Origin of the sequence: Amphibiibacter pelophylacis, assembly GCF_037688875.1 — a bacterium.
Lineage (GTDB): Bacteria > Pseudomonadota > Gammaproteobacteria > Burkholderiales > Burkholderiaceae_C > Amphibiibacter > Amphibiibacter pelophylacis.
On the sequence record NZ_JAWDIE010000009.1, the window covers coordinates 60,118 to 86,336 of the forward strand.

Annotated in this window: 26 protein-coding genes; 20 read left to right on the plus strand and 6 right to left on the minus strand. The window is 65.6% G+C overall.

Annotation, left to right across the window (positions count from 1 at the left end; all coding sequences use genetic code 11):
• Positions 1 to 5 precede the first annotated feature (5 nt).
• The 3 genes from RV045_RS07390 to RV045_RS07400 form a co-directional block, all read right to left on the minus strand.
• Positions 6 to 338, minus strand: a complete 333-nt coding sequence (locus RV045_RS07390) for a type II toxin-antitoxin system YafQ family toxin (RefSeq protein ID WP_423235140.1) — start codon at positions 336 to 338, stop codon at positions 6 to 8.
• Positions 307 to 588 (minus strand): type II toxin-antitoxin system RelB/DinJ family antitoxin, encoded by a 282-nt coding sequence (locus RV045_RS07395; RefSeq protein ID WP_423235141.1) that lies wholly within the window; start codon positions 586 to 588, stop codon positions 307 to 309. Before RV045_RS07395 ends, RV045_RS07390 begins: the two co-directional genes overlap by 32 nt.
• Positions 589 to 655: 67 nt before the next feature.
• On the minus strand, positions 656 to 1,324 hold the full coding sequence (locus RV045_RS07400; RefSeq protein ID WP_423235142.1) for an SGNH/GDSL hydrolase family protein: 669 nt from the start codon (positions 1,322 to 1,324) through the stop codon (positions 656 to 658).
• Between the two features lie 171 nt (positions 1,325 to 1,495).
• On the opposite strand from RV045_RS07400, the gene RV045_RS07405 reads away from it, so the two are divergent.
• The 20 genes from RV045_RS07405 to RV045_RS07500 all read left to right on the plus strand — a co-directional run bounded on the left by RV045_RS07405 (position 1,496) and on the right by RV045_RS07500 (position 22,345).
• Positions 1,496 to 3,157 carry an ABC transporter substrate-binding protein gene (locus tag RV045_RS07405; protein WP_423235143.1) on the plus strand — a complete coding sequence of 554 codons (1,662 nt, stop codon included), beginning with the start codon at positions 1,496 to 1,498 and terminating at the stop codon, positions 3,155 to 3,157.
• Between the two features lie 27 nt (positions 3,158 to 3,184).
• Positions 3,185 to 4,144: an ABC transporter permease gene (locus tag RV045_RS07410; RefSeq protein ID WP_423235144.1), complete on the plus strand. Its 960-nt coding sequence runs from the start codon at positions 3,185 to 3,187 to the stop codon at positions 4,142 to 4,144.
• Positions 4,141 to 6,111, plus strand: coding sequence for a dipeptide/oligopeptide/nickel ABC transporter permease/ATP-binding protein (locus tag RV045_RS07415; RefSeq protein WP_423235145.1), 1,971 nt, complete (start codon positions 4,141 to 4,143; stop codon positions 6,109 to 6,111). Before RV045_RS07410 ends, RV045_RS07415 begins: the two co-directional genes overlap by 4 nt.
• Positions 6,108 to 7,109: an oligopeptide/dipeptide ABC transporter ATP-binding protein gene (locus RV045_RS07420; RefSeq protein ID WP_423235146.1), complete on the plus strand. Its 1,002-nt coding sequence runs from the start codon at positions 6,108 to 6,110 to the stop codon at positions 7,107 to 7,109. Before RV045_RS07415 ends, RV045_RS07420 begins: the two co-directional genes overlap by 4 nt.
• A 22-nt stretch (positions 7,110 to 7,131) precedes the next feature.
• The gene (locus tag RV045_RS07425) at positions 7,132 to 7,854 is read left to right on the plus strand and encodes a FadR/GntR family transcriptional regulator (protein WP_423235147.1); all 723 of its coding nucleotides are present in this window, start codon (positions 7,132 to 7,134) and stop codon (positions 7,852 to 7,854) included.
• Between the two features lie 76 nt (positions 7,855 to 7,930).
• Positions 7,931 to 8,851, plus strand: a complete 921-nt coding sequence (locus RV045_RS07430) for a dihydrodipicolinate synthase family protein (protein WP_423235148.1) — start codon at positions 7,931 to 7,933, stop codon at positions 8,849 to 8,851.
• 179 nt (positions 8,852 to 9,030) lie between these two features.
• Positions 9,031 to 10,119, plus strand: a complete 1,089-nt coding sequence (locus RV045_RS07435) for a porin (RefSeq protein ID WP_423235149.1) — start codon at positions 9,031 to 9,033, stop codon at positions 10,117 to 10,119.
• A gap of 13 nt (positions 10,120 to 10,132) precedes the next feature.
• Positions 10,133 to 11,722, plus strand: a complete 1,590-nt coding sequence (locus RV045_RS07440) for a putative N-acetylmannosamine-6-phosphate 2-epimerase (protein WP_423235150.1) — start codon at positions 10,133 to 10,135, stop codon at positions 11,720 to 11,722.
• A gap of 50 nt (positions 11,723 to 11,772) precedes the next feature.
• Entirely contained in the window at positions 11,773 to 12,801 is a 1,029-nt protein-coding gene (locus tag RV045_RS07445) for an SIS domain-containing protein (protein ID WP_423235206.1), read from the plus strand.
• Between the two features lie 59 nt (positions 12,802 to 12,860).
• On the plus strand, positions 12,861 to 13,937 hold the full coding sequence (locus tag RV045_RS07450) for a YihY/virulence factor BrkB family protein (RefSeq protein WP_423235151.1): 1,077 nt from the start codon (positions 12,861 to 12,863) through the stop codon (positions 13,935 to 13,937).
• Positions 13,879 to 14,874 carry an SMP-30/gluconolactonase/LRE family protein gene (locus tag RV045_RS07455; RefSeq protein WP_423235152.1) on the plus strand — a complete coding sequence of 332 codons (996 nt, stop codon included), beginning with the start codon at positions 13,879 to 13,881 and terminating at the stop codon, positions 14,872 to 14,874. The genes RV045_RS07450 and RV045_RS07455 overlap by 59 nt, the downstream gene beginning before the upstream one ends.
• 161 nt (positions 14,875 to 15,035) lie before the next feature.
• A complete protein-coding gene (locus tag RV045_RS07460) occupies positions 15,036 to 15,578 on the plus strand; it encodes an ATP synthase subunit I (protein WP_423235153.1) in 543 nt (180 codons plus the stop codon).
• Positions 15,579 to 15,586: 8 nt separating this feature from the next.
• A complete protein-coding gene (atpB, locus tag RV045_RS07465; RefSeq protein WP_423235154.1) occupies positions 15,587 to 16,468 on the plus strand; it encodes a F0F1 ATP synthase subunit A in 882 nt (293 codons plus the stop codon).
• A gap of 78 nt (positions 16,469 to 16,546) precedes the next feature.
• Positions 16,547 to 16,795: a F0F1 ATP synthase subunit C gene (gene atpE, locus RV045_RS07470; RefSeq protein ID WP_423235155.1), complete on the plus strand. Its 249-nt coding sequence runs from the start codon at positions 16,547 to 16,549 to the stop codon at positions 16,793 to 16,795.
• 37 nt (positions 16,796 to 16,832) lie between these two features.
• Positions 16,833 to 17,303 (plus strand): F0F1 ATP synthase subunit B, encoded by a 471-nt coding sequence (locus RV045_RS07475; RefSeq protein ID WP_423235156.1) that lies wholly within the window; start codon positions 16,833 to 16,835, stop codon positions 17,301 to 17,303.
• Position 17,304: 1 nt separating this feature from the next.
• Positions 17,305 to 17,835, plus strand: a complete 531-nt coding sequence (locus RV045_RS07480) for a F0F1 ATP synthase subunit delta (RefSeq protein WP_423235157.1) — start codon at positions 17,305 to 17,307, stop codon at positions 17,833 to 17,835.
• A 60-nt stretch (positions 17,836 to 17,895) separates the two neighbouring features.
• Complete coding sequence (gene atpA / locus RV045_RS07485; protein ID WP_423235158.1) at positions 17,896 to 19,449, plus strand: F0F1 ATP synthase subunit alpha; 1,554 nt, start codon at positions 17,896 to 17,898, stop codon at positions 19,447 to 19,449.
• 55 nt (positions 19,450 to 19,504) lie between these two features.
• On the plus strand, positions 19,505 to 20,383 hold the full coding sequence (atpG, locus tag RV045_RS07490; RefSeq protein WP_423235159.1) for a F0F1 ATP synthase subunit gamma: 879 nt from the start codon (positions 19,505 to 19,507) through the stop codon (positions 20,381 to 20,383).
• A gap of 45 nt (positions 20,384 to 20,428) precedes the next feature.
• Positions 20,429 to 21,859, plus strand: coding sequence for a F0F1 ATP synthase subunit beta (gene atpD, locus RV045_RS07495; RefSeq protein WP_423235160.1), 1,431 nt, complete (start codon positions 20,429 to 20,431; stop codon positions 21,857 to 21,859).
• Positions 21,860 to 21,928: 69 nt separating this feature from the next.
• A complete protein-coding gene (locus tag RV045_RS07500; protein ID WP_423235161.1) occupies positions 21,929 to 22,345 on the plus strand; it encodes a F0F1 ATP synthase subunit epsilon in 417 nt (138 codons plus the stop codon).
• Positions 22,346 to 22,417: 72 nt separating this feature from the next.
• Here RV045_RS07500 and RV045_RS07505 read toward each other — a convergent pair whose 3' ends face one another.
• The 3 genes from RV045_RS07505 to RV045_RS07515 all read right to left on the minus strand — a co-directional run bounded on the left by RV045_RS07505 (position 22,418) and on the right by RV045_RS07515 (position 25,981).
• Complete coding sequence (locus RV045_RS07505; RefSeq protein ID WP_423235162.1) at positions 22,418 to 23,281, minus strand: class I SAM-dependent methyltransferase; 864 nt, start codon at positions 23,279 to 23,281, stop codon at positions 22,418 to 22,420.
• Positions 23,281 to 24,672, minus strand: a complete 1,392-nt coding sequence (gene mpl, locus RV045_RS07510; protein WP_423235207.1) for a UDP-N-acetylmuramate:L-alanyl-gamma-D-glutamyl-meso-diaminopimelate ligase — start codon at positions 24,670 to 24,672, stop codon at positions 23,281 to 23,283. Before mpl ends, RV045_RS07505 begins: the two co-directional genes overlap by 1 nt.
• Positions 24,673 to 24,733: 61 nt before the next feature.
• Positions 24,734 to 25,981 (minus strand): lytic murein transglycosylase, encoded by a 1,248-nt coding sequence (locus tag RV045_RS07515; RefSeq protein ID WP_423235163.1) that lies wholly within the window; start codon positions 25,979 to 25,981, stop codon positions 24,734 to 24,736.
• Between the last annotated feature and the right edge of the window lie 238 nt (positions 25,982 to 26,219).

Here is a 26,219-nt window from a genome sequence, read left to right on the forward strand (position 1 = left end):
TCGGTTCAGGCGAACAGATCGGCGTGCGTGCCCGCGCGCACAAAAATCAGCAGGCCATGGCGGCTGAGGTTTTCTAGTCGGTAAATGAGCAGGAAATCACCCCCGGCATGGCATTCCCGGTGCCCGGCCCAGTCGCCCGCAAGGGCGTGATCCAGCCACTGCGGCGCCATCGGGCCACTGTTGGAGGCCAGCAGCGCCATCGCCTCTTTGAGGCAGTTCATGTCGTAGCGTCCCGAATGCGTCAGCCGCTGCCAGTCTTTGAGAAACTCGCGGGTGTAGTCCGTTGCGTGAGGCAGTGCTGCCCGCTTACGACTGGCGGCTGGCTTGGTCGAGTTCACTGATCAGCTGCTTGACATCGCTGAAGCGGGCGCGGCGCGTGATGGCGATCTGCTGGCCTTCGGCGATTGCGGCCCGGCTGCTGGCGGTGGGCGCCTTCAGTGCAAACGGCAGCTCCTGATCGGCCACGACACGGGTCAGGAAGACCCGGATGGCGTCGGACACCGTCAGGCCCATGGCGGCCAGTGTTTCTGTGGCCTGGGCTTTGATGTTTTCGTCCACGCGAACATGGACCATGGTGCTAGCTGCCATCGGGCCTCCTGCCTTCAACTTTGCGTCTGAATGAGAGACATTGTATCTCGCCCGACGTCTCTGCAGATCACTGTGCGCCCGCCAGACCCCACCACCCGCGCACCACGTCCGCCACGGCCTGGGCCAGTTTCGGGTGCTGGTCGGCGTCGAAATGGATGCCGTCCACGGCGCTGCTGCGGATGATCTGTCCGGCATCCAGAAAATCGGCGCCCGCCTCGCGGGCCACGGTGGCGTAGGCGGCGGCCAGGCCCTGCGAGCGCTCCGGGGCGCCTGCAAAGCTCTCGCGGGTGGGTTCAGCGACCACGATGGGCGGCGGCGCCACAACCAGTACGCGGGGCGTTGCGCCGTTCGGGCCACATTCGGCCTGGTGGACCAGTTTGAGCAGCTGCGCCACGCCCAGTGCGATGTCGATCGTGGGCAGGCCAAAGCGCTGCTTGCAGTCGTTGGTGCCCAGCATGATCACGATGCCATCCAGCGGCAGGTGCGTGGCCAGCAGCATGGGCAGGGCGTCTGAGCCGCGCCGCCAGGGCGTGAAAGGGTCTTCCAGGCAGGTGGTGCGTCCGCTCAGGCCTTCTTCGATGACATGAACCTGCGGCGCCAGCAGCGTGGCCAGCACGCCCGGCCAGCGCACATGGCGCGGGAAACGCACCGGCGCGCTGGGGTCGGCGCCCCAGGTGTTGGAATCGCCAAAACACATCAGGCTGCGGGCAATGACGGGGGAATTTTGTGCGGTCATGGTCGAAGACGTTGAGCAGTGGAAAGAGCAGTTTCGCACAAACCGGACCAGGGAAGACCCCCATGTCCTCCTGTCACATGTCCAATATCATATGGGCAGTCAACCGGATTCCGGTCCGACCGTCCAGCCAGACCCAACAACAGATCCCCCAACAGACCACGGAGACAGGACATGAGCCAGATCACCCCCCAGAACCGCCAACGCCGCGATTTTCTGCGCCTCAGCGCAGCCACCGGGGTGGCGGCCGCTTTGACGGCCGGCCTGGCCGCCTGTGGCAAAGGCCCCGAATCCAGCGGCAGCATGGCGGCAGCGCCTGCGGCAGCGGCCGATGGCACGGCGGGGGCGCCCGCTCAGGACGTCAACGTCATGATCGGCTACAACAACAACAGCAGCTGGGATCCGGTCAACACCACCGGATCGGCGTTCGCCATGGCTGCGCACAACCACATTTATGAGGCCCTGTTCGACGGCGATCCCTACACCCGCGAGCCCTACGCCGCGCTGGCCAGCGCCTTGCCCGATGCCGAAGCGCTCAAGGGCAAGGATCTGACCGTGACCCTGCGCGAAGGCGCCACCTGGCACGACGGACAGCCCGTGGTGGCCGATGACGTGGTCTACACCTTCGAGCGCATTCTGAATGCCGAGAAGCGTGTGCTGCTGTACGCCTTCTTCGGCACCTGGCTGGACAAGGTCGAGAAAAAAGACGACCGCACCGTCGTGCTGCACATGAAGTTCCCCTTCCAGGACGCGCTGAAGCGCCTGTCGGTGGCCAAGATCGTGCCCAGGCACGCCTACGAGGGCAAGAGCGACGAATGGCTCAAGGACGGCAGCAACCAGATCGGCTCCGGCCCTTACCGCGTGACCCGCTATGTGTCGGGCTCATTGGCCAAATTCGAGCGCTACGACAAGTACAACGGCCCGCTCAAGCCGATGATCAAGACCATGCAGTGGAACGTCACCGTGGACGCCTCCGCGCGCGTGGCGCAGCTGACGGCCGCGCAGGGCGGCATGCTGGCGTCGGACAACATCCCGCAGGACAACATCGAATCGCTGCAGCAGGCGGGCATCACCGTGGAAGGCGCTGGGTCGATGAACATGCTGGCCCTGGTGTTCAACGCCGCCAAAAAGCCTTACAGCGACCTGCGCGTTCGCCAGGCCCTGTTTTACGCCATCGACACCGACAAGCTGATGGCCATCGCCATCAAGGGCAAGGGCAAGCTGGCGTCGTGCTACCTCAACGAAGAGAACCCGTCTTACAGCAAAGCCAGCGATGTCTACGCTTACAACCCCGACAAAGCCAAGGCGCTGCTGGCCGAAGCCGGGGTGAAGGGGCTGAAGATCACGCTCAAGGCGGTCAACATCAGCTGGCTGGCCACGGCGGTCAACACCATCAAGGAATCGTGGGACGCCATCGGTGTGGAAACCACGCTGGAGGTCATGGACACCGCAGCGCTGGCGTCGCAGATGGCGTCCAAGGGCGATTTCGACGTGTCGGCCTGGTCCAGCAACCCGACGCAGTTCAGTATTGACGCCGATCTGAACATCCGCTGGTTCTACGCCGCCGATTCCAAGCACCTGCAGTGGTCGGGCTGGGACAAGACGGCCGACTACAAAAAGCTGGAAAAAACGCTCAACGACGCGCTGGCCAGCGCCGACGCCACCGAGCACAAAAAGCTGCTGGACAGCGCCCTGGGCACCATCGCCCACCAGGCGGTGATTTACCCGGTGATGCACATGCAGCTGTTCTCGGGCTGGCATGCGGACAAGCTGGAAGGCATGAAGGCGCTGAACTACCCGGGCCTGTATCTCAATCGGGCCAAGCGCATCGCCTGATCAGATCAGACCACGAAAGGACGGGCCGTGCAGGTTCTGAACATCATCCTGAGACGACTGCTGCTGCTGGTGCCGCTGCTGGTGGGCATCGTGCTCTTCGTTTTCATCGTCATGCGCTTCTCGCCGGTCGATCCGTCGGTGGCGGTGTTTGCCGAAGGGACCGTGGACGCGACCCAGCTGGCCGAGTTTCGCCATCAGCACGGGCTGGACCGGCCGCTGCCGGTGCAGTTTGTCAGCTTCCTGGGCCAGCTGGCCCAGGGCAATATGGGACGCAGCCTGGCGACGGGGCAGAAGGTGTCGGACATCATCGCCACGGCCATGCCGCTGACCATCCAGCTCACGGTGCTGGGCGTGCTGATCGCGATGGTGCTGTCGCTGACGCTGGGCGTCACCTCGGCCATCTACCGCGACCGCTGGCCCGACCAGCTGATCCGCGTCATCACCCTGGGCGGCGTGGCGGCGCCGTCTTTCTGGGTGGCCCTGCTGCTGGTGCAGTGGCTGGCGATTGGTCTGGGCCTGTTCCCGGCCGGGCGTTACATCAACCCGAACGATTCCATCTCCGGCTGGCTCATGACGATGACGCTGCCTGCCCTGTCACTGGCCCTGCCGGTGGCGGCGCAGATGACGCGCATCATCCGCACCTCGATGGTCGAAGAGCTGGACCGTGATTACGTGCGCACCGCGCGCGGCGGTGGTCTGCACCCGCTGGTGGTGGTGGCGCGCAATGTGCTGCGCAACGCGCTGATCAATCCGTTGAACGTGCTGGGGCTGCGCATCGGCTATCTGCTGGGTGGCGCGGTGGTGATCGAGACCATTTTCAATCTGCCCGGCATGGGCATGGTGATGATCAATGCGGTGCAGAACAACGAGCCCGCCATCGTGCAGGGCGTGGTCATCACGATTGCGGTGGGCTTCATCGGCGTGAATCTGCTGGTGGACATCCTCTCGCTGCTGATCAACCCGAAACTGCGCGGGAGGGGAGCATGAGCCTGATTTTTGGACGACTTTTTGCCCGTGCACCGGGCAAGCGCTCCGGGGGACTCGGTCTGCCGGGTCGCCTGTCGCTGGTCTTCATTGCGCTGCTGGTGGTGGTCGCCATCGTCGGCCCCTGGCTGATGAACGGCAATCCCAACGCCCAGGCCATCGTGGCCGACAAATCGCCCGCCTGGGGACACCCTTTTGGATTTGATTACCAGGGGCGGGATATTTTCGAGCGCCTGGTTTACGGTTCGCGCTGGTCGCTGTCGATTGGGCTGGGCGCCACGGCAATTGCGCTGGCGCTGGGCGCTTTCATCGGCGCCATGGCCGCGACCAGCCGCCGCTGGGTGGATGAAAGCATCATGCGCGTTCTGGACGTGATCATGGCCTTCCCCGGCATTGCGCTGGCGGCGGTGCTGGTGGCGGTGTTCGGGCGCGGTGTCGAGGTGCTGGTGGTGGCCATCGGCTTCCTGTACACGCCCATGGTGGCCCGCCTGGTGCGCGCCAATGTGCAGGCGCAGTACGAGGAGGATTACGTCCAGGCCGAGAAAATCATCGGCGCAAAGCGCTTCTTTATTCTGGTGCGCCACGTGGCGCGCAACTGTGCGGCGCCGGTGCTGGTGTTCTGCACGGTGATGGTGGCCGATGCGATCGTGTTCGAGGCCTCGCTGTCCTTCATCGGCGCGGGCGTGCAGCCGCCCAATCCGTCCTGGGGCTCGGTGATTGCCGACGGCAAAAACCTGGTCCAGCTGGGCGGCTGGTGGGCGACGCTCTTCCCGGGGCTGCTGATTTTCTCCACCGTGGTGGCGCTCAACATCCTGTCGGAAGGCGTGTCGGACGCCTGGGCCGCGCCGTCCAGCCGCCGCGTGCAGGCGGCCAAAGCGGCGCAGGCCGCCGAGCAGGCCGAAGCCGCTGTCGACAAGACGGCGGGCACGCTGCCGCCGCTGCCCGCAGGTCTGGCTCAGGCCCGCGAGCGCCTGAAAGCGCAGGCGCGCACCTTCACGCAAGAGCCGCTGCTGGAGATTCAGAACCTGAAGGTCTCGTTCAGCGGCTCGCACAACGGCGTCAACATCGTCAACGGGCTGAGCCTGTCGGTGCGCCCGGGCGAAGTGCTGGGCCTGATCGGCGAATCGGGCTGCGGCAAATCGCTGACCTCGCTGGCCATCATGGGCCTGTCGGCGCGCGAGGCGCGTCTGGACGGACGCATCCTGTTCGGTGGCCAGGATCTGCTGACCCTGTCGGCCGCAAAGCGCCGCGCGCTGATGGGCCACGAGATCGCCATGATCTATCAGGACGCGCTGTCCTCGCTCAACCCGGCCATGACGGTGCGGGCTCAGCTGCAGCAGTTCATTTCGCGGGGCGGTCAACGCAGTGCGCAGGAGCTGCTGGAGCTGGTCCACCTCGATCCGCAGCGCACGCTCAACGCCTTCCCGCACGAGCTGTCGGGCGGCCAGCGCCAGCGTGTGCTGATCGCCATGGCGCTGTCGCGCAACCCCCGCCTGATCATCGCCGACGAGCCCACTACGGCGCTAGACGTGACGGTGCAGGCGCAGGTCATGCAGCTGCTGCGCGATCTGCAGGCGCGCTTGGGCTTTGCGATGATCCTGGTCTCGCACGATCTGGCGCTGGTCTCGCAGATGGCCGATCGCATCGCCGTGATGTATGGCGGTGAACTGGCCGAAGAGGGCCGCAGCCACCAGGTGCTGGGTTCGCCCGCGCACCCTTACACGCGGGGGCTGCTGGCTTCGGTGCTGTCGCTGGAGGCCGACGAGCAGGAGCTCAGCCAGATCCGTGGCACCGTGCCCTCACCGGCCGATTTCCCCGCTGGCTGCCGCTTTGCCGGCCGCTGCGCCCTGGCGGACGCGGGCTGTCACAGCCGCAAACCCGTCGCACACGACAGCCTGGAAGCGGGGCACCGCGTGGCCTGCCACCGCCCGATCTGGCTGTCCCCCGATGATCTGGAGCAGGCCGCATGAACGCGCCCCAAAAGATGGACGACACCCGCCCGCCGCTGATCGAGCTGCGCGATGTCTGTGTCTGGCACCGCATCGGCGGCCAGAAACTGTTCGAACGCCAGACGGTTTACGCCCTGAGCGATGCCTGCCTGACCGTGCGCGCCGGTGAAACCGTGGGCATCGTGGGCGAATCGGGCTGCGGTAAATCGACGCTGGCCAAGGCCCTGGTCGGCCTGCAGCCGCCCACGCACGGCGAGATTTTCTTTCGCGGCCAGTCGCTCTGGAAAATGGACGCCGCCCAGCGCCGCGACGAGTTCGGGGGCGCGGTCGGTATGGTTTTTCAGGATCCGTCCACGGCGCTCAACCGGCGTCTGTCGGTGCGCCAGGTGATCCGCGATCCGCTGGACGTGCACCGGCGCGGCAACCCCGCCGAGCGCGAGGCGCGCGTCATCGCGCTGATGGAAATGGTCGGTCTGCCACTGAGCGCGCTCGATGCGCTGCCCACGCAGCTGTCGGGCGGACAGCGCCAGCGCGTGGCCATCGCCCGGGCGCTGGCCTTGGGCCCGGCGCTGCTGATCGCCGACGAACCCACTTCGGCGCTGGACGTGTCGGTGCGCGCGCAGATCCTCAACCTGCTGGGCGAGCTGCAGCAGCGCTTCAACCTGGGGATTGTGTTCATCTCGCACGATCTGCAGACGGTGCGCCGCATGAGCGACCGTGTCGTAACCATGTACCTGGGCCGCATCGTCGAGGAAGTGCCCGCCGCGCAGCTGCGCCAGGGCGGCGCCCACCCGTACACGCGCGCCCTGCTGTCGGCCACGCCCGGCATCCTGCACCCGGCCCAGCCGATTGCGCTGGATGGTCCCGTGCCGTCGGCCACGCGTCCGCCCTCGGGTTGCGCGTTTCGCACACGCTGCTGGAAAAGCACCGAAGCCTGCGCCCGGGAACTTCCCCCCCGGGTGCTGATCCAGCCCGGCCACGCGGTACGCTGTCTCACCCCGGAATCCGGGACCGACTGATCCCCCACAGATGGAGACTGCCTTGGACATCGAGCCCCTGCGCCCCCTGCGCCGCGCCCCTTTGCTGCACGTGTCGGTGCAGCACAGCCTGCGCGCCTTCATCGAAGACAACCAGCTGCCCGCCGGAGCGCCGCTGCCGCCCGAGGCCGAGCTGGCCGAAAGCCTGGGCGTCAGCCGCAACTCGGTGCGCGAGGCGGTCAAGGCGCTGGAATCGGTCGGCGTGCTGGAAACGCGGCGCGGCGTTGGGGTGTTCGTGCGCGAGTTCTCCTTCGAGCCGCTGCTGGACAACCTGGCGTACGGCATCGGCAATTCGATGCGCCAGGTCAGCGAGGTGCTGGAGATACGCCGCACCCTGGAAATGGGCCTGATCGACACCGCGCTGCACCGCTTCACGGCGCAGGATCTGGTCGATCTGCGCGCCGTCACCCAGCGCATGCACGATCGCGCCCGCCAGGGCCAGAGCTTCCCCGAGGAAGACCGTGAGTTCCACCGCATCCTGTTCCGCTCGCAGGGCAACGAAGTCCTGCTGCGCCTGATTGATGTCTTCTGGCTGGCTTTTTACAAGGCCTCCGATTTCGTCAACCTGGAAAACATGGACCCGATGTCCACCTGGCGCGATCACCAGGACATCGTGGACGCCATCGCCAGCGGCAAGCTGTCCAGCGTGCGCGAGCGCCTGGCGCAGCACTACCAGGGCGTGGACAAGACACTGGCGGGCGAGCTTGCCCCGCCGCCGACGCAGTAAGCCTTTGCGGACCCTGCCGCACCGGCCCAGAACCCCAGATCCAGAACCCCAGATTCCCCACCCACAAGGTCTCATCATGTCCCGATTTTTTGGTGTCGTTCCCCCCGTTGTCGTTCCCCTGCTGGCCGATGGTCAGGTGGATTACCCCTCCTACACGCGCGTGCTGGAGCACCTGATCCAGGGCGGCTGTCACGGCCTCTTTGTGCTGGGCTCGACCAGCGAGGTGATTTTCTTTGACGAGGCCACGCGCCAGCGCATCATCGAACATTCGGTGAAAGTGGTGGCGGGCCGTCTGCCGGTCATCGTGGGCGTGATCGATCCGGGCACCGAGCGCGTCATCGGCCACGCCCGTGCGGCGCAGCAGGCGGGCGCGGATGCGGTGGTGGTGACGGCGCCGTTTTACGCCATCACCAATCAGCAGGAAACGATGGATCACTTCCGCCGTGTGCGCGGCGCCATCGATATCCCGGTGGTGGCCTACGACCTGCCGGTGTGCGTGCACACCAAGCTGGCGCGCAGTACCACGGTGCAGCTGGCCCGCGAAGGCGCCATCCAGGGCCTGAAGGATTCCAGCGGCGACGACGGCAACACCCGTTACGTGATCCTGGACACGCGCGATGTGTCCGATTTCTTCGTCATGACGGGCTCCGAGATCGTGGTCGACAGCGCGCTGCTGATGGGCGCACACGGCGTGGTGCCGGGCCTGGGCAACGTCGATCCGGCCGGTTATGTGCGGCTGTGGGATGCGGTGCAACGCGGTGACGCCGCTGCGGCCCGCGCCGAGCAGGAGCGCCTGTGCCGCCTGTTCGAGATCGTCTGGGTGGCGTCCGGCCGCCTGAGCGGTGGCGCCAGTGGCGTTGGCGGATTCAAGACCGCCATGCGCCGTCTGGGCCTGATCGCCACCAACACCATGACCTCGCCGCGCGGCTCGCTCAACGAGGCCGAAAGCCAGCGCGTGGACGAGATCCTGCGCAGCGTGGGTCTGCTGGCTGCCTGATCTTCCCCTGTTCTGACCCGCCCCATCCGGGCGGATCGCGACCGGTATTGCTGCTGCTCTGGCTGCTGCTCTGGCTGCCGCCTGGGTTGCCGCGTTAGGCCGGGCGGATGAGGCCGCCTGTGCGTTTTCAAAAAAACCTCATTTTTCGCGGTTGCTGCCGTGACTTCTGGAGACATCCCATGAAAAAAACCAGCCTTGCCCTGATCGCCGCTTCTGGCCTGATCGCTTCCCTGCCCGCTGTGGCGCAATCCTCGGTGACCCTGTATGGACAGGCCTCGATCGGTATCGCGCAGGGCAAAACGAAGACCGTTATCAACGGCGTGACGACCGAGACGACCAACCGCGGCGTCATGAACAGCAATTACTCGGGCAGCATCCTGGGTTTCAAGGGCACGGAAGATCTGGGGGGGGGACTCAAGGCCAACTTCGTTGTGGAAGGCAATGTGTCCATGGACGGCGGTGCTTCCTTTGCGTTCGACCGCGTGACCATGGTCGGCCTGTCCGGCTCCTGGGGCGCGCTGAACATCGGCCGCCAGTACAGCCTGGTGCACAACATCCTGTGCGGCGCTGATCTGGACTGCTTCTCCAACTGGTCGACCACGGTGCACTGGTTTGTGCCGACCTATCTGCCGGGCACCGTGAACTGGCGCAACCAGTTTGGTCCCATCGACATCGGTCTGCAGGCGTCCAAAGGTCGCGGCACCACCAATGGCGTGACCAAGCCGACCAAAGCCGGTGGCGCCCTGCTGCGCTACGTGTCGGGCAGCAGCTTCATTGGCGCGGCCTACAACTATGCCGAAGGCAATTTTGACAACCGCAAGGGCATCAATCTGTCGGCGGGCGCTGCCGGAACACCGGCCGCAGACCAGTTCATCGTGGACAAGGGCCAAGGCTACACGGTGGCCGGTTCTTACGATTTTGGCGTCGCACAGACCTACGCCAACTACGTGGACAGCAAGGGCTACCCCGACCGCGACGTGGACAGCTATGCCCGCCACCAGCAGCTCAACCTGGGCGTGGCCGTGCCGGTCGGCGCTGTCACTCTCGGGGTGGGCTATGGCCGCAACCAGGGCGAATTCGTCACCGGCGGCGTGCGCACCGTGGGCAGCCACTACACCGGCAACAACTACTATGCAGGTGCTGTCTACAACTTCAACAAGGGCACGCGCCTGACGGTGCGTGCGGGCGTGAACAACGACCGCAAGGCCGATTCCGGCAACTCCACCCGCTCGACCCTGGTTGGTGTGGATTTTGCCCACCGCTTCTGATCCGGAAAACCGCATGAATCACGACGTCTCCACGCGCTCCAGCGCGCCTTCGCCCGCCCCCACCCACCCCACCTGGCAACGACTCGGCCTGTCCCTTCCCGCGCTGATCGTCTCCTGTCAGGCGGTGCCCGATGGCCCGTTCGACACGCCGCCTTTCATCCGCGCCTTCGCGCTGGCGGCGCTGCAGTCGGGCGCGCAGGGGCTGCGGCTGGAGGGCGTGGAGAACGTCCGCACCGTGCGCGCCGACTGCGACTGCCCCATCATCGGCATCGTCAAGCGCGATCTGGCGGACAGCCCGGTGCGCATCACGCCCTTTGTGCACGATGTGCAGGCGCTGGCCGAAGCGGGTGCGACGGTGATCGCGGTGGACGCCACCGATCGTGTGCGTCCGCAGCCGGTGGCCGAGCTGCTCGCGGCGATCCACGCGGCGGGCTGCCTGGCCATGGCCGACATCTCGACGCTGGAAGAAGCCCGCGCCGCGCAGGCGCTGGGCTTTGATGTGATCGGCACGACGATGTCGGGCTACACCGGCGGCCCCGTGCCCGAGGGGCCGGACCTCGTGCTGGTGCAGCAGGTGGCGGCGCTGGGCGTGGCGACGCTGGCCGAAGGGCGGCTGAACAGCCCGCAGGCGGCGGCCGATGCCGTGCGCTGCGGGGCGCAGGCGGTGGTGGTGGGGTCGGCGATTTCGCGGCCCGAGTACATCACCAGCTGGTACCGCCAGGCGGTGGACGCAGCGGCGGCGGCCGGGTCATCGGCGCAGCCGGGCGCGCCCGTGCTGGCGCTGGACATCGGCGGCACCAAAACGCTGGTGGCGCGGGTGGAGAACGGCGTCATCACGCACGAACTGCAGTTCCCCACGCAGCGCGGCGAGCATCCCGACCAGTGGCTGGCGCAGGCTCTGGCGGTCACGCAGGGCTGGCCGGGTGGCTGGACCCACGTCGCGGCCGCCGTCACCGGTGTGGTCGGCGACGACGGGCTGTGGACGGCCTTCAACCCGCAGACGCTCGATTTCCCGCCCTATCCGCTGGTGCAGCGCCTGCGCGAGGTCTTTGGCGTGCCCGCGCTGGCGCTGAACGACGCCCAGGCCGCCGCCTGGGGTGAAGCACGCTGCGGCGCGGGCCAGGGCGATGATCTGATGTTTGTGACGGTCTCGACCGGCATTGGCGCCGGGCTGGTGCTGGACAGCCGGTTGCGGCGCGGCCCAGCGGGCATCGCCGGCCACCTGGGCCAGTGGCGCGACGACGCCGGGCACCGTCTTGAGGATATCGCCTCCGGCAGCGCGCTGGGTCGTCAGGCTGTGCAGGCGGGCTGGCCGGGCGGGGCGCCGGAACTGGTCGAGCGCGCCCGCCACGGCGAGCCCGCGGCGCAGGCGCTGCTGCAGGCGGGCGTGGACGCGCTGGCGCAGGCCCTGGCGCGCGTGCAGCTGCTGCTGGACGTGCCCACGCTGGTGCTGGGCGGAGGCCTTGGGCTGGCGCCGGGCTACGCCCCGCTGCTGGAAGCCGCGCTGGCGCAGCGTCTGGGGCCACACGCCCCGCAGGTGCGCCCCGCCGCTCTGGGCGCGCACGCGGGCATTCTGGGCGCTGCGCTGTGCCCGCTGAACTGATCTGAAAGGCTGAACCGGTGACTTTTTCTCCCCTGACTTCTTCGACCGCCATGCGCCGCGAGGCGCTGGAATGCGCGCGCACCGTGCGCGACCAGGCCGATCTGGCCCGCGAGCCGCTGGCTGCCCTCGTGCGGCGCTGGCAGGCGCAGCCGCCTTCGCTGATGCTGACGGTGGCGCGTGGCAGCTCGGACCACGCGGCGCAGTACCTGGGCTATCTGGCCATGCTGCGCCTGGGGTTGCCGACGCTGTCGCTGCCGATGTCGCTGCCTACGCTGCACCAGGCGCCGTTGCAGGTGCAGGGCCAGTGGGCGATTGCGCTGTCGCAGTCGGGCGGCAGCCCTGATCTGGTGCTGGCCATGCAGGCGTTGGCCGCGCGGGGCGCGCACACGGTGTCCTGGGTGAACCAGGCCGCATCGCCCCTCGAGGCGGCGTGTCAAAACCACCTGCCGCTGGGCGCTGGCCCCGAGCGCAGCGTGGCCGCGACCAAAAGCTATCTGGCTGCGCTGGCGCTGGGCGCGCGCTGGGTGGCCGCGCTGGCGCAGGACGCGGCGCTGGCGTCGGCCCTGCAGGCCCTGCCCGATGATCTGGACGCAGCCGCCGCTGCGCAAAACGGCGCGGGGGCGTGGGCTGACACCGCCGTGCCGGTGCTGCAAGGCGCCGAGCGCATCATGGTGGTCGGACGGGGCCTGGGCCTGGCGGTGGCGCTGGAGGCCGCGCTGAAGTTCAAGGAAACCTGCGCCATCCAGGCCGAAGCCTTCAGCGGCGCCGAGATCCGTCACGGTCCGATGGCCCTGATCGGTGCGCTCTACCCGCTGCTGATTTTCGCGCCGCGCGGGCCGGAGCAGGCGGGCCTGCTGCAGTTCGCCGCCGACATGCGTCAGCGCGGGGCCGCCGTGCTGCTGGCCGCCCCGGCCGATGTGCCCGAGCGCGAGCTGACGCTGTCCACCGCCCACGACGCCCTGCTGGATCCGCTGCTGGCGGTGCAGGGCTTTTATCTGATGGTGGAAACGCTGGCGCGCGCGCGCGGTCGCGACCCCGATGCGCCGCCTTTCCTGAACAAGGTGACCCTGACGCACTGAGGCGGCGGGGACGCCTGGCGTGACACAATCGCAGCCATGCGAACCGACTGTTTCACGTCATGGTCCTGACCTCTTTTGCTGATCGTCTGCGGGCGCTGGTGAGTGCGCTCTATGGGGCCCTGCTTCCCCTGCTGTCCTGGCGCAACTGGCTGCTGGCGGCGCGGGTGTTCTGGGGCGCGGGTCAGCGGTATTCGCGTGGCGCGGGCATCAGCCACGGCGCGGCGGTGGCGTTTTTCACGGCCCTGTCGCTGGCGCCGCTGCTGGTGGTGGCGACCAAGGTGATGGTGCTGCTGCTCAGCCGCGATGCGGTGCAGCAGCAGCTGCTGGGCTATATGTCGTCCTGGCTGGGGCCGCAGGAGACGCAGTTCCTGGCCGAGCTGATCCAGCGCGCGCTCAACACGCAGTACGATCTCAGTCTGGAGAACCGCACCGCCTGGATCGCGCTGGTGACCACGCTGATCGGCGCGACCGCCGTGTTCATCGAACTGCGCACCGCGCTGCTGGGCATGGCGACGCAGCCCACCGAAACCTTCAGCCTGTGGGGCCTGCTCAAGGTGCGCATCCTGGCAGCGGCCATCGTGATCGGCGCGTCTTTTCTGCTGTCGGTGGCGCTGCTGCTGCAGACCGCCAGCCAGATGCTGGTGGGCTGGCTGTCCACGCGGGTCGAGCTGCTGGTGCCCGTGGTGCAGCTGGCTGATCTGCTGCTGGGGCTGTTCTTCATCGGCCTGGTGTTCGCGCTGCTGATCCGTGCGCTGTCGGGTCTCGGTATGAGCAAACGCCATGCGGCCATCGCGGGCGGCGTGGGCGCCATCCTGTTCATGCTGGGGCGCTACGCGATTGGCTGGTACATCGCGCACTCGGCCACGCAGTCGGCGCTGGGCGCGGCGGGCTCGCTCACGGTGATCCTGATCTGGGTTTACTGGACGAGCCAGATTTTTCTGTTTTCCGGCGCGATTGGCATCGAACTGACCGAGCGTTCGCGCCCTGAACCTGCGCCAGCCGCTGCTGAATCCGCCGTTGAACCGGCCGCGACGGCTGATCCGCAATCCTCCACTTCCGTCCCCGAAGAGCCTGCCCATGACGATGTCCGCGACAACGCCCAGCCCGAATCCGCAAACCGTCCTGCCCCCGCTTGAGCTGCCCTGGCAGCCGGTCTCGCCGCGCCTGCAACTGGGCGAGGGCGTGTGCTGGAGCGAGGATCAGCAGGCTTTTTTCGGCTGTGACATCGACGGCGGCAGCGTCTGGCGCCTGCGCTTTGACGGCACGAAGATCGACGGCGCACAGTTCGACACCGTGGCGCATTTCACCGACCCCAGCGCCTGCGTGCAGACCGTCCACGGCGAGTGGCTGGTCAGCGCGCGCGATGGCATTTACGCCTGCAGCGCGGATTTCAGCCAGCAGCGCCTGTGGGTACCCTCGCCCTTCGACACCGCGCAGGAGCGCTGGAACGACGCCCGCATCGGGCCCGACGGCGCCTTTTGGCTGATGACGATTTACGAGCCGCGCCAGCCGCCGCTGGCTCGCCTGTACCGTCTGGATGGCACAGGTGTGCTCACGCCGCAGATGCAGGGCCTGACCGTGGGCAACGGCCTGAACTGGAGCGCCGACGCCCGCACCCTGCTGTGGGCCGACACCACGTCGCACAGCGTCTACAGCGCCGATTTCCCCCTGGAATCGACCGCTGATCCGATCGACAGCGCCGCACAGAGCGCCGTGCTGCGCCTGCCGCGCAAGACCGATCTGCCCGAAGGTCAGGCTTACGGCGGTCGCCCGGACGGCTGCGCCCGCGACGAAACCGGCCACTTCTGGTCCGCCTGTTTTGAAGGCGGGCAGTTGCTGCGCTATGGCCTGGATGGCGCTGCAGTGCAGTCCGTGCCCGTGCCGGTGCGCTGCCCGACCATGCCCTGCTTTGGCGGCCCGGATGGCCGCACGCTGATCGTCACCAGCGCCTCGCACAAACGCCCGGCGGACGAGCTGGCCGCGCACCCGCACAGCGGCCACGTACTGGCCTGCCGCAGCGCCGTGGCGGGCCCGGCACCGCATCGTTTTCAGCGTGAACATCGCTTTTTCTGAGGGCAGCGGCTCCCATTTGAGGAACTTCGGCCCCGATTAGCCTAAAGCTGAAGATGGCATGCGCTAAAATTTCAGATCGCTGATGACGCAAAAGCGCAACAGGATGTGAAATTTCAAGGGTTTCTCCGTATAATGCGGCAGCTTTTGGCTAAGACCTTGTTTTGAAAAAGAATTTTACAGATTTGTCGGCGCGTCAGGATCAGGAAATCGACGGCTGGCAAGATGTGAAGGTCTTGAGCCGTGAAGAAGTGCGCGCCATCACACAGCAGCAGCCGAAATTTTCGTTTGCGGCCGTGGTGGTCTGGCAGGTGATTTTCAGCCTGCTGCTGGTGCTGTTCATGGGGTGGCGTGCGTCGTCTCTGAGAGACCCGGCGGTGGTCGCTGCAGCCTATGGTTCAGCCTGCATCTGGCTGCCACAGCTGCTGCAGAACTGGGGCATGCGCCGTCACCGTCTGGCCCTGGAGGTCGGTGTGCTGGTGAACCATGCCGGATTGGCCCTTGTGCATGTGTACACTTGGGAAATGGTCAAGGTGGGGCTGACGCTGGTGATGCTGGCTTTGGCTCCGGTGCTGATGTCGCCGGTCCGCTGGCTGCCTCTGGTGCTTGGTTTTGTGCTGTGTTTGAAGTTGGGGTGGTGGATGGCGCTGATGCTGCACGTGCAGCGCAGCAGGCGGTTCAGATCCACGTCGCAGGTAGTCAACTAAGGTCATTTATGTCTTCAGAAGGTCAGGCCCTGACAGCGGGCGAATACATCAAGCACCACCTGGCGCACCTGCAGTTTGATTTCGGCTTCAATGCCGTCAAACAGAAGAATATCGTCGACTTCTCGCTGTTCAACCTGGATTCAGTGTTCTGGACCGTGCTGCTGGGCAGTATTGCGTGCTTCGTGCTGTATCGCCTGGCGTCCAAAGCCACGGCGGGCGTGCCCGGGCGTTTTCAGGCTTTTGTCGAAATGCTTTTCGAAATGGTCGATAACCAGGCCAAAGCCCTGATCCACAACGAGAAAAGCCGCAAGCTGGTCGCCCCGATGGCTTTCGTTGTGTTCATCTGGATTTTCCTGATGAACTTCATGGATATGCTTCCCGTCGACCTGATTCCTGGTCTCTGGCACATGGCGGGTCCGGCCATGGGTTTCAAGGACTACATGCGCGTGGTGCCGTCGGCCGACCTGTCGACCACGCTGGCGCTGTCGATCACTGTTCTGCTGTTCTGCATCTACTACAACATCAAGATCAAAGGTCTGGGTGGCTGGGCGCACGAGCTGGTGGCCGCTCCGTTCGGCGACAAGTGGTTTCTGTATCCGATCAACTTCCTGATGCAGATCATCGAGTTCCTGGCCAAGACGGTTTCGCACGGTATGCGACTCTTTGGCAACATGTTTGCGGGCGAGCTGGTGTTCATGCTGATCGCCGTGATGGGCGGCGCCTGGGCCTTCAGCCTCAATCCGGCCACGGCGGGTTTCTGGCTGGCCATCGGCCACCTGATCGCTGGCACCATCTGGACGCTGTTCCATATTCTGGTGATCGTGCTGCAGGCTTACATTTTCATGATGCTGACGCTGATCTATATTGGTCAGGCGCACGACGCACACTGATTTGAGGGCGTGAGTGCGTAAGGCCCGACGCTCTCATCGGATTCTTTTTGGGCTGTTCCTTTTTTCTTAGGAGATATCATGGAAAACGTTTTGGGTTTGGTCGCTCTGGCTTGTGGCTTGATCGTTGGCTTTGGCGCTCTGGGCGCTTCGGTCGGTATCGGCCTGATGGGGGGCAAGTTCCTGGAATCTTCGGCGCGCCAGCCTGAACTGATGAACGAGCTGCAGTCCAAGATGTTCATTCTGGCCGGTCTGATCGATGCTGCCTTCCTGATCGGTGTTGCTATTGCCCTGCTGTTCGCCTTCGCCAACCCCTTCCAGCTGGCTTAATCGGGTCTGACCCTTTCAACACGGAAAGGATCATGTTGTGAATATCAACTCGACCCTGTTTATACAGGTCATCGTTTTCCTGGTGCTGATTGCCTTCACCATGAAAAAGATTTGGCCGCCGCTGGCCAAGGCCCTGGACGAGCGCGCCGCGAAAATCGCGGCCGGTCTGAAAGCCGCCGACGATGCCAGTGCGGCCATGGCCAACACCCGCCAGCAGATCGACCAGCAGCTCGCCCAGACGCGCGCTGAATGCTCGACCCGCCTGGCCGACGCCGAGCGCCTGGCGCAGTCCATCGTGGACGAAGCCAAAGGCAAGGCCAACGACGAGGGCCAGAAGATCCGTCTGCAGGCGCAACAGGAAGCCGGGCTCGAAATGGGCAAGGTGCGTGACCAGCTGCGCGAGCAGGTGGCCCTCCTGGCCGTCAAGGGCGCTGAGCAGATTCTGCGGCGCGAGGTCAAGCCGGCCGATCACGCCGAGCTGCTCAACCGCCTGAAGTCGGAGCTCTGACATGGCTGAAATCTCCACCATTGCCCGCCCCTACGCCGAAGCCCTGTTCAAGGCCGTCCCGGCCGCACAGGCCGCGCAGGCGGTCCGGCAGCTGGACGCCGTCGTGACGGTCTGGTCGGATGCGCGGGTGCAGTCCTGGGCGGAAAACCCCTCCTCGAAAGCGGCCGACGTTCAGTCGCTGCTGCTGGCTGCGGCGCCTTCCGCGCTGCCGGTTGTGGGCAATTTCGTTCAGGTGCTGATCGAGAACAAACGCCTGCGAGCCCTGCCCGAAGTCGCCAGCCAGTTCGCTGATCTGGTGCGCAGTGCGGGCGGTGCCCGGGTGGCGCTGGTGGAGAGCCCTTACGAGCTCGATGCGCAGCAGCTGGCCGACCTTCAGCCCACGCTGGAGCGCCGTTTCGGTGGTCGGCTGGAGCTGAAAGTGCGCCAGAACGCCGAGCTGATCGGTGGCGTGCGTGTGACGGTGGGCGACGAAGTTCTGGATACTTCCGTGCTGGCGCGACTGGGGCAGTTGCGTGCGGCCCTGACGGCCTGATTTTTTTAATTTGTCCAAGGTGGGGCGACGCGTGTCGTCCTGTCCCGCCGGGAGAGCGTAATGCAACTGAATCCCTCAGAAATTTCCGAACTGATCAAGACCCGGATTGAAGGTCTTTCCGGTGGCGCTGACGTGCGCAACCAGGGCGTCGTGGTCTCGGTGACCGACGGCATCGTGCGCGTGCACGGCCTGTCGGACGTCATGCAGGGCGAAATGCTGGAATTCCCCGCTGGCAGCGATGGCCAGCCCTCGTTTGGCCTTGCGCTGAACCTGGAGCGCGACTCGGTCGGCGCGGTGATTCTGGGCGAATACGAGCACATCCGCGAAGGCGACACCGTCAAGTGCACGGGCCGCATCCTGGAAGTGCCGGTCGGCCCCGAGCTGATCGGCCGCGTGGTCAACGCGCTGGGCCAGCCCATCGACGGCAAGGGCCCGATCAACGCCAGGATGACCGACGTGATCGAAAAAGTCGCCCCGGGCGTGATCGCGCGCCAGTCGGTGGACCAGCCGGTGCAGACCGGCATCAAGTCGATTGACTCCATGGTGCCCATCGGCCGTGGCCAGCGCGAACTGATCATCGGCGACCGCCAGACCGGCAAGACCGCCGTGGCCATCGACGCCATCATCAACCAGAAGGGTCAGAACATGACCTGCATCTACGTCGCGATCGGCCAGAAGGCGTCGTCGGTGAAGAACGTGGTGCGTGCGCTGGAACAGCATGGCGCGATGGAATACACCATCGTCGTGGCGGCAACGGCTTCCGAGTCGGCGGCCATGCAGTATGTGTCGGCCTACTCGGGCTGCACCATGGGCGAATACTTCCGCGATCGCGGCCAGGACGCCCTGATTGTTTATGACGATCTGTCCAAGCAGGCCGTGGCTTACCGCCAGGTCTCGCTGCTGCTGCGCCGCCCGCCGGGCCGCGAGGCTTTCCCGGGCGACGTGTTCTATCTACACAGCCGTCTGCTGGAGCGTGCAGCCCGTGTCAATGCCGATTACGTTGAAGCCTTCACCAAGGGTGAAGTCAAGGGCAAGACGGGCTCGCTGACCGCGCTGCCGGTGATTGAAACGCAGGCCGGTGACGTGTCCGCTTTCGTGCCGACCAACGTGATCTCGATCACCGACGGTCAGATCTTCCTGGAAACCAGCCTGTTCAACGCCGGTATCCGCCCCGCCATCAACGCCGGTATTTCGGTGTCGCGCGTCGGCGGTGCCGCCCAGACCAAGCTGATCAAGGGCCTGTCCGGCGGTATCCGTACCGACCTGGCGCAGTATCGCGAACTGGCCGCTTTCGCGCAGTTTGCTTCTGACCTCGATGAAGCCACCCGCAAGCAGCTGGACCGCGGTGCCCGCGTGACCGAGCTGCTCAAGCAGGCCCAGTACAGCCCGCTGCCGATCGCCCTGATGGGCGCGACGCTGTTCGCGGTCAACAAGGGTTTCATGGACGACATCGACGTCAAGCAGGTGCTGCCCTTTGAATCCGGCCTGCACCAGCACCTGAAATCCAGCCACGCCAGCCTGCTGCAGAAAATGGGCGACGAAAAGGCGTTGAGCAAGGACAGCGAGACCGAACTGTCTGCGGCCATTGCGGCTTTCAAGAAATCGTTCGCCTGATGGGTGTTGAGGGCCAGACACCGTCTGGCCCGTCCGTCTGAAAAGGAGCTGCCCAATGGCGGTAGGCAAGGAAATACGCGGCAAGATCAAGTCGGTGGAAAACACCCGCAAGATCACCAAAGCCATGGAAATGGTGGCCGCCAGCAAAATGCGCAAGGCGCAGGAGCGCATGCGGGCGGCGCGGCCTTACAGTGACAAGATCCGCAACATCGCCGCGAATCTGTCCCAGGCCAACCCAGAATACAAATCGCCCTACATGCGCAAGGCGATGAAGGTGAAGAACGTCGCCTACATCGTGGTCACGACCGACAAGGGTCTGTGCGGCGGTCTGAACACCAACGTGCTGCGTCTGGTCACCCAAGGCATGAAAGACCGCCAGACCGAGGGCCAGTCCATCAAGGCTGTGGCCATCGGCAACAAGGGCTTTGGCTTTCTGGGCCGTGTCGGCGTGCCGGTCATCAGTCACTACGTGCAGCTGGGCGACGCGCCGGTCATGGACAGCCTGATCGGGCCCGTCAAGGTCGCGCTGGATGCCTTCGTCAATGGCGAGGTGGACGAGGTGGTGCTGTGCTACACCCAGTTCATCAACACCATGAAGCAGGAACCGCGCATGGTCACGCTGCTGCCGCTGGGCGCAGGCCATCTGCAGCAGACCGAGGCCGAGAAGAAAGCGCACGCCTGGGATTACATCTACGAGCCGGACGCTGCCACCGTCATCGACGAGCTGCTGCAGCGCTATGTGGAGGCGCTGGTCTATCAGGCCGTGGCCGACAACATGGCGTCCGAGCAGTCGGCGCGCATGGTGGCCATGAAGGCCGCGACCGACAACGCAGGGAATCTCATCAGCGAGCTCAAGCTCGTTTACAACAAAACGCGACAGGCCGCCATCACCAAGGAACTGTCCGAAATCGTCAGTGGTGCCGCCGCCGTGTGATGGTTGCGACCGGAATGTGAATCGCGAATACCCAAGGAACAGATTATGACTACCCAAACCCAGGCCGTTCAAGGCCGCGGCAAAATCGTGCAGTGCATCGGCGCCGTGGTGGACGTCGAGTTTTCCCGTGACCAGATGCCGCGCGTGTACGACGCGCTGAAAATGGAAGGCTCTGCGCTGACGCTGGAAGTGCAGCAGCAGCTGGGCGACGGCGTGGTCCGCACGATCGCGCTGGGCAGCTCTGACGGTCTGCGCCGTGGCATGGAAGTGGTCAACACCAACGCCTCCATCACCGTGCCGGTCGGCAAGGCCACGCTGGGCCGCATCATGGACGTGCTGGGCACGCCCATCGACGAACGCGGCGAAGTCTCGCACGAGCAGACGGCCTCCATCCACCGCGCTGCTCCCACCTATGACGAGCTGTCGCCCTCGCAGGATCTGCTGGAAACCGGCATCAAGGTGATCGACCTGATCTGCCCGTTCGCCAAGGGCGGCAAGGTGGGTCTGTTCGGTGGCGCCGGTGTGGGCAAGACCGTGAACATGATGGAACTCATCAACAACATCGCCAAGGCCCACAGCGGTCTGTCGGTGTTCGCTGGTGTGGGTGAACGCACCCGCGAAGGCAACGACTTCTATCACGAGATGGCCGATTCCGGCGTGGTGAACCTCGAGAACCTGGGCGAATCCAAAGTGGCCATGGTTTACGGCCAGATGAACGAGCCCCCGGGCAACCGCCTGCGCGTGGCGCTGACCGGCCTGACCATCGCCGAATCGTTCCGCGACGAAGGCAAGGATGTGCTGTTCTTCGTGGACAACATCTACCGCTACACGCTGGCCGGCACCGAAGTGTCCGCGCTGCTGGGCCGTATGCCTTCTGCCGTGGGCTACCAACCGACGCTGGCCGAAGAAATGGGCCGCCTGCAGGAGCGCATCACCTCGACCAAAGTCGGTTCGATCACCTCCATCCAGGCCGTTTACGTCCCTGCCGATGACCTGACCGACCCGTCGCCCGCCACGACCTTCGCCCACCTGGACGCCACGGTCGTGCTGTCGCGTGACATCGCTTCGCTGGGCATCTACCCCGCCGTGGACCCGCTGGATTCGACCAGCCGCCAAGTCGATCCTAACGTCGTGGGCGAAGAGCACTACAACACCACCCGCGCCGTGCAGCAGACCCTGCAGCGCTACAAGGAACTGCGCGACATCATCGCGATTCTGGGCATGGATGAACTGTCCCCGGAAGACAAGCTGGCCGTGGCCCGCGCGCGCAAAATCCAGCGCTTCCTGTCGCAGCCCTTCCACGTGGCCGAAGTGTTCACCGGCTCGCCCGGCAAGTACGTGCCGCTGAAGGAAACCATCCGCGGCTTCAAGATGATTGTGGCTGGCGAGTGCGATCACCTGCCCGAGCAGGCCTTCTACATGGTCGGCACCATCGACGAAGCGTTCGAGAAGGCCAAGAAGCTGCAGGCCGCTTAAGGCCCGCTGCCGCCGCGCGGCGCCTGTGTGCTGCGCGGCCGAACCCCTTCACGAGATTGAGAGCTGACCATGGCCACCCTGCACGTTGACGTTGTATCCACCCACGAACTGATTTTTTCGGGCGAGGCCACCCGCGTGGTCCTGCCGGGCGAAAGCGGTGAGCTGGGCATCCTGCCGCGCCACACCCCGCTCATCACCCGCATCAAGCCGGGCTCGGTGCGCATCCAGAACGCCCAGACCCAGAGCGAAGAGCTGATTTTCGTCCAGGGCGGCATTCTGGAAGTCCAGCCGGGTGGCGTCACCGTTCTGGCCGACACCGCCATCCGCGGCAAGGATCTGGACGAGGCCAAGGCGCTGGAGGCCAAAAAGGCCGCCGAAGCCGCCATTCGCGACGCCAAATCCGAGATCGATCTAGCCGCCGCTCAAAGCGAGTTCGCCGCGATGGCGGCCCAGCTTGCGGCCATCCAGAAGCTGCGCCGCAAATAAGCGACGCTGCGGTCCGATCCGGCAGAACAAAGGCTCCCTCGGGAGCCTTTTTTTGGGCCCTGTCGCGCTGTGTCAGCTCAGGCGCGGAAAGCGCCGCGTGGCGTGATCGGGCAGGCCCAGCTCTTCCAGAATCTGGCGCAGGCGCTGGCCCGCGCTGTGCCGTTTCTGCCCGGTGTATTCGGCCAGGATCAGCTCGTTTTTCATGCTGTGCTCCCAGCCGACCAGCTCGGTCACCGTCACCTGGTAGCCCATGGCCTCCAGGTACAGGCAACGCAGCACATTGGTCACCTGGCTGCCCAGTTCGCGCGTGTGCAGCGGGCGGCGCCACAGCTCGGCCAGCGGGCTGCGCGCCAGCATCAGCGCCTTGTTCTGGCGCAAAGCGGCGGCCAGCTCGGCCTGGCAGCAGGGCACCAGCACCATGAACTGCGCCTGCTTGAGCAGACCGAACTCGATGGCATCGTCGGTGGCCGTGTCGCAGGCGTGCAGCGCGGTCACCAGGCCCACGCGCTCGGGCAGGGCGCTGTCCTGCGTGGCCTGCGCGACGCTCAGGTTCAGAAAACCCATGCGCCCAAAGCCAAAGCGCTGGGCCAGCTCGCGCGAGCGCTCAACCAGCTCGGGCCGCGTCTCGATGCCGTAAATGTGGCCGTCCGCCGCGTGGCGCACGAACAGGTCATAAAGAATGAAGCCCAGGTAGGATTTGCCCGCGCCGTGGTCGGCCGCGCACCAGTCGTCGCCGCTCTCCTGAGCCTGAACGCGCAGGCGCTGCAGCAGCGGTTCGATGAACTGGAACAGGTGGTAAACCTGCTTGAGCTTGCGCCGTGAATCCTGGTTGATGCGCGCATCGCGCGTCAGGATGTGCAGCTCCTTGAGCAGCTCGACGGACTGGCCGGCGCGCAGGTCGAGCTGGTCGGCATTGGAAGGCTGAGGCCGCGCCATCACGCGCCCTGGGCTGCGCGGGCGGCCAGAGCATCCAGCAGCTTGCCGTGCAGGCCGCCAAAGCTGCCGTTGCTCATGCCGACCACGACGTCGCCGGGGCGGCAGGCAGCTGCGACATCAGCGACCAGCGCGTCCACGCTGTCCAGCACGCGGGCGCGCTCGCCCAGCGGCGCCAGCGCGTCAGACAGGCTCCAGCCCTGCGGCTGCAATGCCCACACAGCGTCGGCGTCGGCCAGTGCGCCGGGCAACTGCGCCGCCATGGTGCCCAGCTTCATGGTGTTGGAGCGGGCCTCGAAGACCGCCAGCAGGCGTCCCCGGGCGGGAAGCTGGCGCCGAGCGCCGTCCAGCGTCAGGGCAATCGCCGTGGGGTGGTGTGCGAAATCGTCGTAAACGCTGACGCCGTGGACTGTTCCGCGCAGCTCCATACGGCGCTTGACGTTCTCAAAACGGCCCAGCGCCTGCGTGCCACGTGCCAGATCAATGCCGACGTGCTCGGCGGCGGCCAGCGCTGCCAGTGCGTTCATCTGGTTGTGACGGCCCTGCAGCGCCCAGGTCAGCTGCGCCAGCTTCCGGCCGTCGCGCATCACGGCGAAATCGTGCGGTTCGCCACTGGCCGTCAATGTCCCGGTAGCAGACGTTTCCAGCCCGAAAGGCTGCACCGGCGTATAGCAGCCGCGCGTCAGCACGCGGTCCAGCGCAGGCGCATCAAAGTTGCTGACGATGCGACCGGTAGAAGGCACGGTGCGGATCAGGTGGTGAAATTGTGTCTCGATGGCAGCAAGATCAGCGAAGATGTCAGCGTGATCGAACTCGAGGTTGTTCAGCACCACGGTGCGTGGCCGGTAGTGGACGAACTTGCTGCGCTTGTCGAAAAATGCGGTGTCGTACTCGTCGGCCTCGATGACGAAGTGCTTTCCAGCGCCCAGGCGCGCGGACACGCCGAAATTCTGCGGCACGCCGCCCACCAGAAAGCCAGGCTCCAGCCCCGCGTCCTGCAGAATCCAGGCCAGCATCGAGGTCGTCGTTGTCTTGCCGTGCGTGCCGGCCACCGCCAGCACATGGCGGCCCTGCAGCACGTTTTCGGCCAGCCACTGCGGGCCGCTGGTGTAGGGCAGGCCCTTGTCCAGAATCGTTTCCATCAGCGGGTAAGCGCCCGTCTTGGCGCGGCTGACCACGTTGCCGATGACGAAGACGTCGGGTGTGCCGCCAAGCTGCTCCAGCTGCGCGCTGTCGTAGCCTTCGATCAGGTCAATGCCCAGCGCGCGGAGCTGGTCGCTCATCGGCGGATAGACCTGCGCGTCGCAGCCCGTGACGCGGTGCCCGGCCTCGCGCGCCAGAGCGGCCACGCCGCCCATGAATGTGCCGCAGATGCCCAGAATGTGGATGTGCATGATGTCGCCCGAAAGTTCAGCGGCCCGCCCGGTGGGGCCGGGCGCCATTATCGCCGCTGGATCACTGCAGGGCGGCGAGCAGTTTCTGTCCGGCGCGGCCGTTCACGGCCATGCCCAGGCGCTGCTGTTCGGCGCGGATGGCCGTGCGCGTTTTGGCACCGATCAGGCCGTCGGGAGTGCCGATGTCGTAGCCTTTGGCGATCAGCAGCGCCTGAAGCTGGCGGTTCTGGGCGCGGCTCAGACCCGGATCGTCGGTCGGCCAGGCGCGGGCGAAGGGCACGCGCGCAGCGGGGTTGGCGATCAGATCAGACAGGTGGGCGATGGCCAGGGCATAGTTCTCGGACGCGTTGTAGCTGTACAGCGTGTCAAAGTTTTTCCCGACCAGAAAAGCCGGGCCGCTGGCTCCGGCGGGCAGCAGCAGACCGGCCGAGGTCAGCGTATCCGGCAGCGGCGAACCATCGGGCAGCGTCACCCCGGCCGAGCGCCAGTAGGACAGCGGCTTTTTGCTGCGGCGCCCGGACACGTCCGGCTCGCCCTGGTTCAGGCGGACTTCGTAGCCCCAGGGCTGGCCCGGCACATACCCAGCCTGCTGCAGGAAGCGCGCGGTGGAGGCCAGCGCGTCGGGGACCGAATCGACGATGTCGCGGCGGCCATCGCCGTCAAAATCGACCGCCGTGCGAAAGAAGGTGGACGGCATGAACTGCGTCTGGCCAAACGCGCCGGCCCACGATCCGCTGAGTTTTTCCGCCGGAATATGGCCTTCCTGGACGATGCGCAGCGCGTTGGCAAACTCGCTGCGGAAGTAGCTCTGGCGGCGCCCGAAGCACGACAGCGTGCCCAGCGAGACCAGCAGCGGCCTGGCCCCGAGGTTTTTGCCGAAATTGCTCTCCACGCCCCACACGCCCAGCACCATGGCGGGCGCCACGCCGTAGCGGCTCTGCACCTGCTGCAGCGTCGGCAGCCACTGTTTCAGGGCGGCGCGGCCGTCAGACACGCGCTCGTCATCGACCAGCACGGCCATGTAGTCCCACACGGGCATCGTGAATTCAGGCTGGGCGTTGAGCAGCGGCAGCACACTGCCATCGGCCTGCAGCGGTGCGACGAAGCGCTGCCAGGTGTCGTCGCTGATGCGGCCAAAAGCCGCTGTGCCACGCAGCTGGTTGAGGCAGCTGGCGTACTCGGTCTGATCCAGTACGGGCGCTGCGGTCTGCGCCTGCGCGTTCGGCGCTGCCAGCAGCGCGGCAATGGCGCACAGGGCCGACAGCACACTGGCCCAGCCCGCCTGAAGGCGTAAAAAATGAGTGGGCATTGATGTCATCGCAGAAAACGGACGGGCCGTGGGTGAAGAAATGTTGCGTGCTCGCGACAGGAAAGCGCTCAGCGCTGAAAAAGTGCGAAGAGCTGTGGCTGATGATTGCGCAATCATCAAAAGTGCAAACAGTTGATTTATTGGTTTTTTTTGGGAGACGAGTCGGTTTGCAAGACTTCGCTCGGTACAGACTGCATCAACTTGAGCGGGTTTTCCCTAGGCCAATGACGCAGTACCG

Bases quoted from the DNA above. Each gene is read 5' to 3' on its own strand.
- RV045_RS07395 (WP_423235141.1), bottom strand. From the start codon at position 588: ATGGCAGCTAGCACCATGGTCCATGTTCGCGTGGACGAAAACATCAAA.
- RV045_RS07400 (WP_423235142.1), bottom strand. From the start codon at position 1,324: ATGACCGCACAAAATTCCCCCGTCATTGCCCGCAGCCTGATGTGTTTT.
- RV045_RS07405 (WP_423235143.1), top strand. From the start codon at position 1,496: ATGAGCCAGATCACCCCCCAGAACCGCCAACGCCGCGATTTTCTGCGC.
- RV045_RS07415 (WP_423235145.1), top strand. From the start codon at position 4,141: ATGAGCCTGATTTTTGGACGACTTTTTGCCCGTGCACCGGGCAAGCGC.
- RV045_RS07420 (WP_423235146.1), top strand. From the start codon at position 6,108: ATGAACGCGCCCCAAAAGATGGACGACACCCGCCCGCCGCTGATCGAG.
- RV045_RS07430 (WP_423235148.1), top strand. From the start codon at position 7,931: ATGTCCCGATTTTTTGGTGTCGTTCCCCCCGTTGTCGTTCCCCTGCTG.
- RV045_RS07435 (WP_423235149.1), top strand. From the start codon at position 9,031: ATGAAAAAAACCAGCCTTGCCCTGATCGCCGCTTCTGGCCTGATCGCT.
- RV045_RS07440 (WP_423235150.1), top strand. From the start codon at position 10,133: ATGAATCACGACGTCTCCACGCGCTCCAGCGCGCCTTCGCCCGCCCCC.
- RV045_RS07445 (WP_423235206.1), top strand. From the start codon at position 11,773: ATGCGCCGCGAGGCGCTGGAATGCGCGCGCACCGTGCGCGACCAGGCC.
- RV045_RS07450 (WP_423235151.1), top strand. From the start codon at position 12,861: ATGGTCCTGACCTCTTTTGCTGATCGTCTGCGGGCGCTGGTGAGTGCG.
- RV045_RS07455 (WP_423235152.1), top strand. From the start codon at position 13,879: ATGACGATGTCCGCGACAACGCCCAGCCCGAATCCGCAAACCGTCCTG.
- atpB (WP_423235154.1), top strand. From the start codon at position 15,587: ATGTCTTCAGAAGGTCAGGCCCTGACAGCGGGCGAATACATCAAGCAC.
- atpE (WP_423235155.1), top strand. From the start codon at position 16,547: ATGGAAAACGTTTTGGGTTTGGTCGCTCTGGCTTGTGGCTTGATCGTT.
- RV045_RS07480 (WP_423235157.1), top strand. From the start codon at position 17,305: ATGGCTGAAATCTCCACCATTGCCCGCCCCTACGCCGAAGCCCTGTTC.
- atpA (WP_423235158.1), top strand. From the start codon at position 17,896: ATGCAACTGAATCCCTCAGAAATTTCCGAACTGATCAAGACCCGGATT.
- atpG (WP_423235159.1), top strand. From the start codon at position 19,505: ATGGCGGTAGGCAAGGAAATACGCGGCAAGATCAAGTCGGTGGAAAAC.
- atpD (WP_423235160.1), top strand. From the start codon at position 20,429: ATGACTACCCAAACCCAGGCCGTTCAAGGCCGCGGCAAAATCGTGCAG.
- RV045_RS07500 (WP_423235161.1), top strand. From the start codon at position 21,929: ATGGCCACCCTGCACGTTGACGTTGTATCCACCCACGAACTGATTTTT.
- RV045_RS07505 (WP_423235162.1), bottom strand. From the start codon at position 23,281: ATGGCGCGGCCTCAGCCTTCCAATGCCGACCAGCTCGACCTGCGCGCC.
- mpl (WP_423235207.1), bottom strand. From the start codon at position 24,672: ATGCACATCCACATTCTGGGCATCTGCGGCACATTCATGGGCGGCGTG.
- RV045_RS07515 (WP_423235163.1), bottom strand. From the start codon at position 25,981: ATGCCCACTCATTTTTTACGCCTTCAGGCGGGCTGGGCCAGTGTGCTG.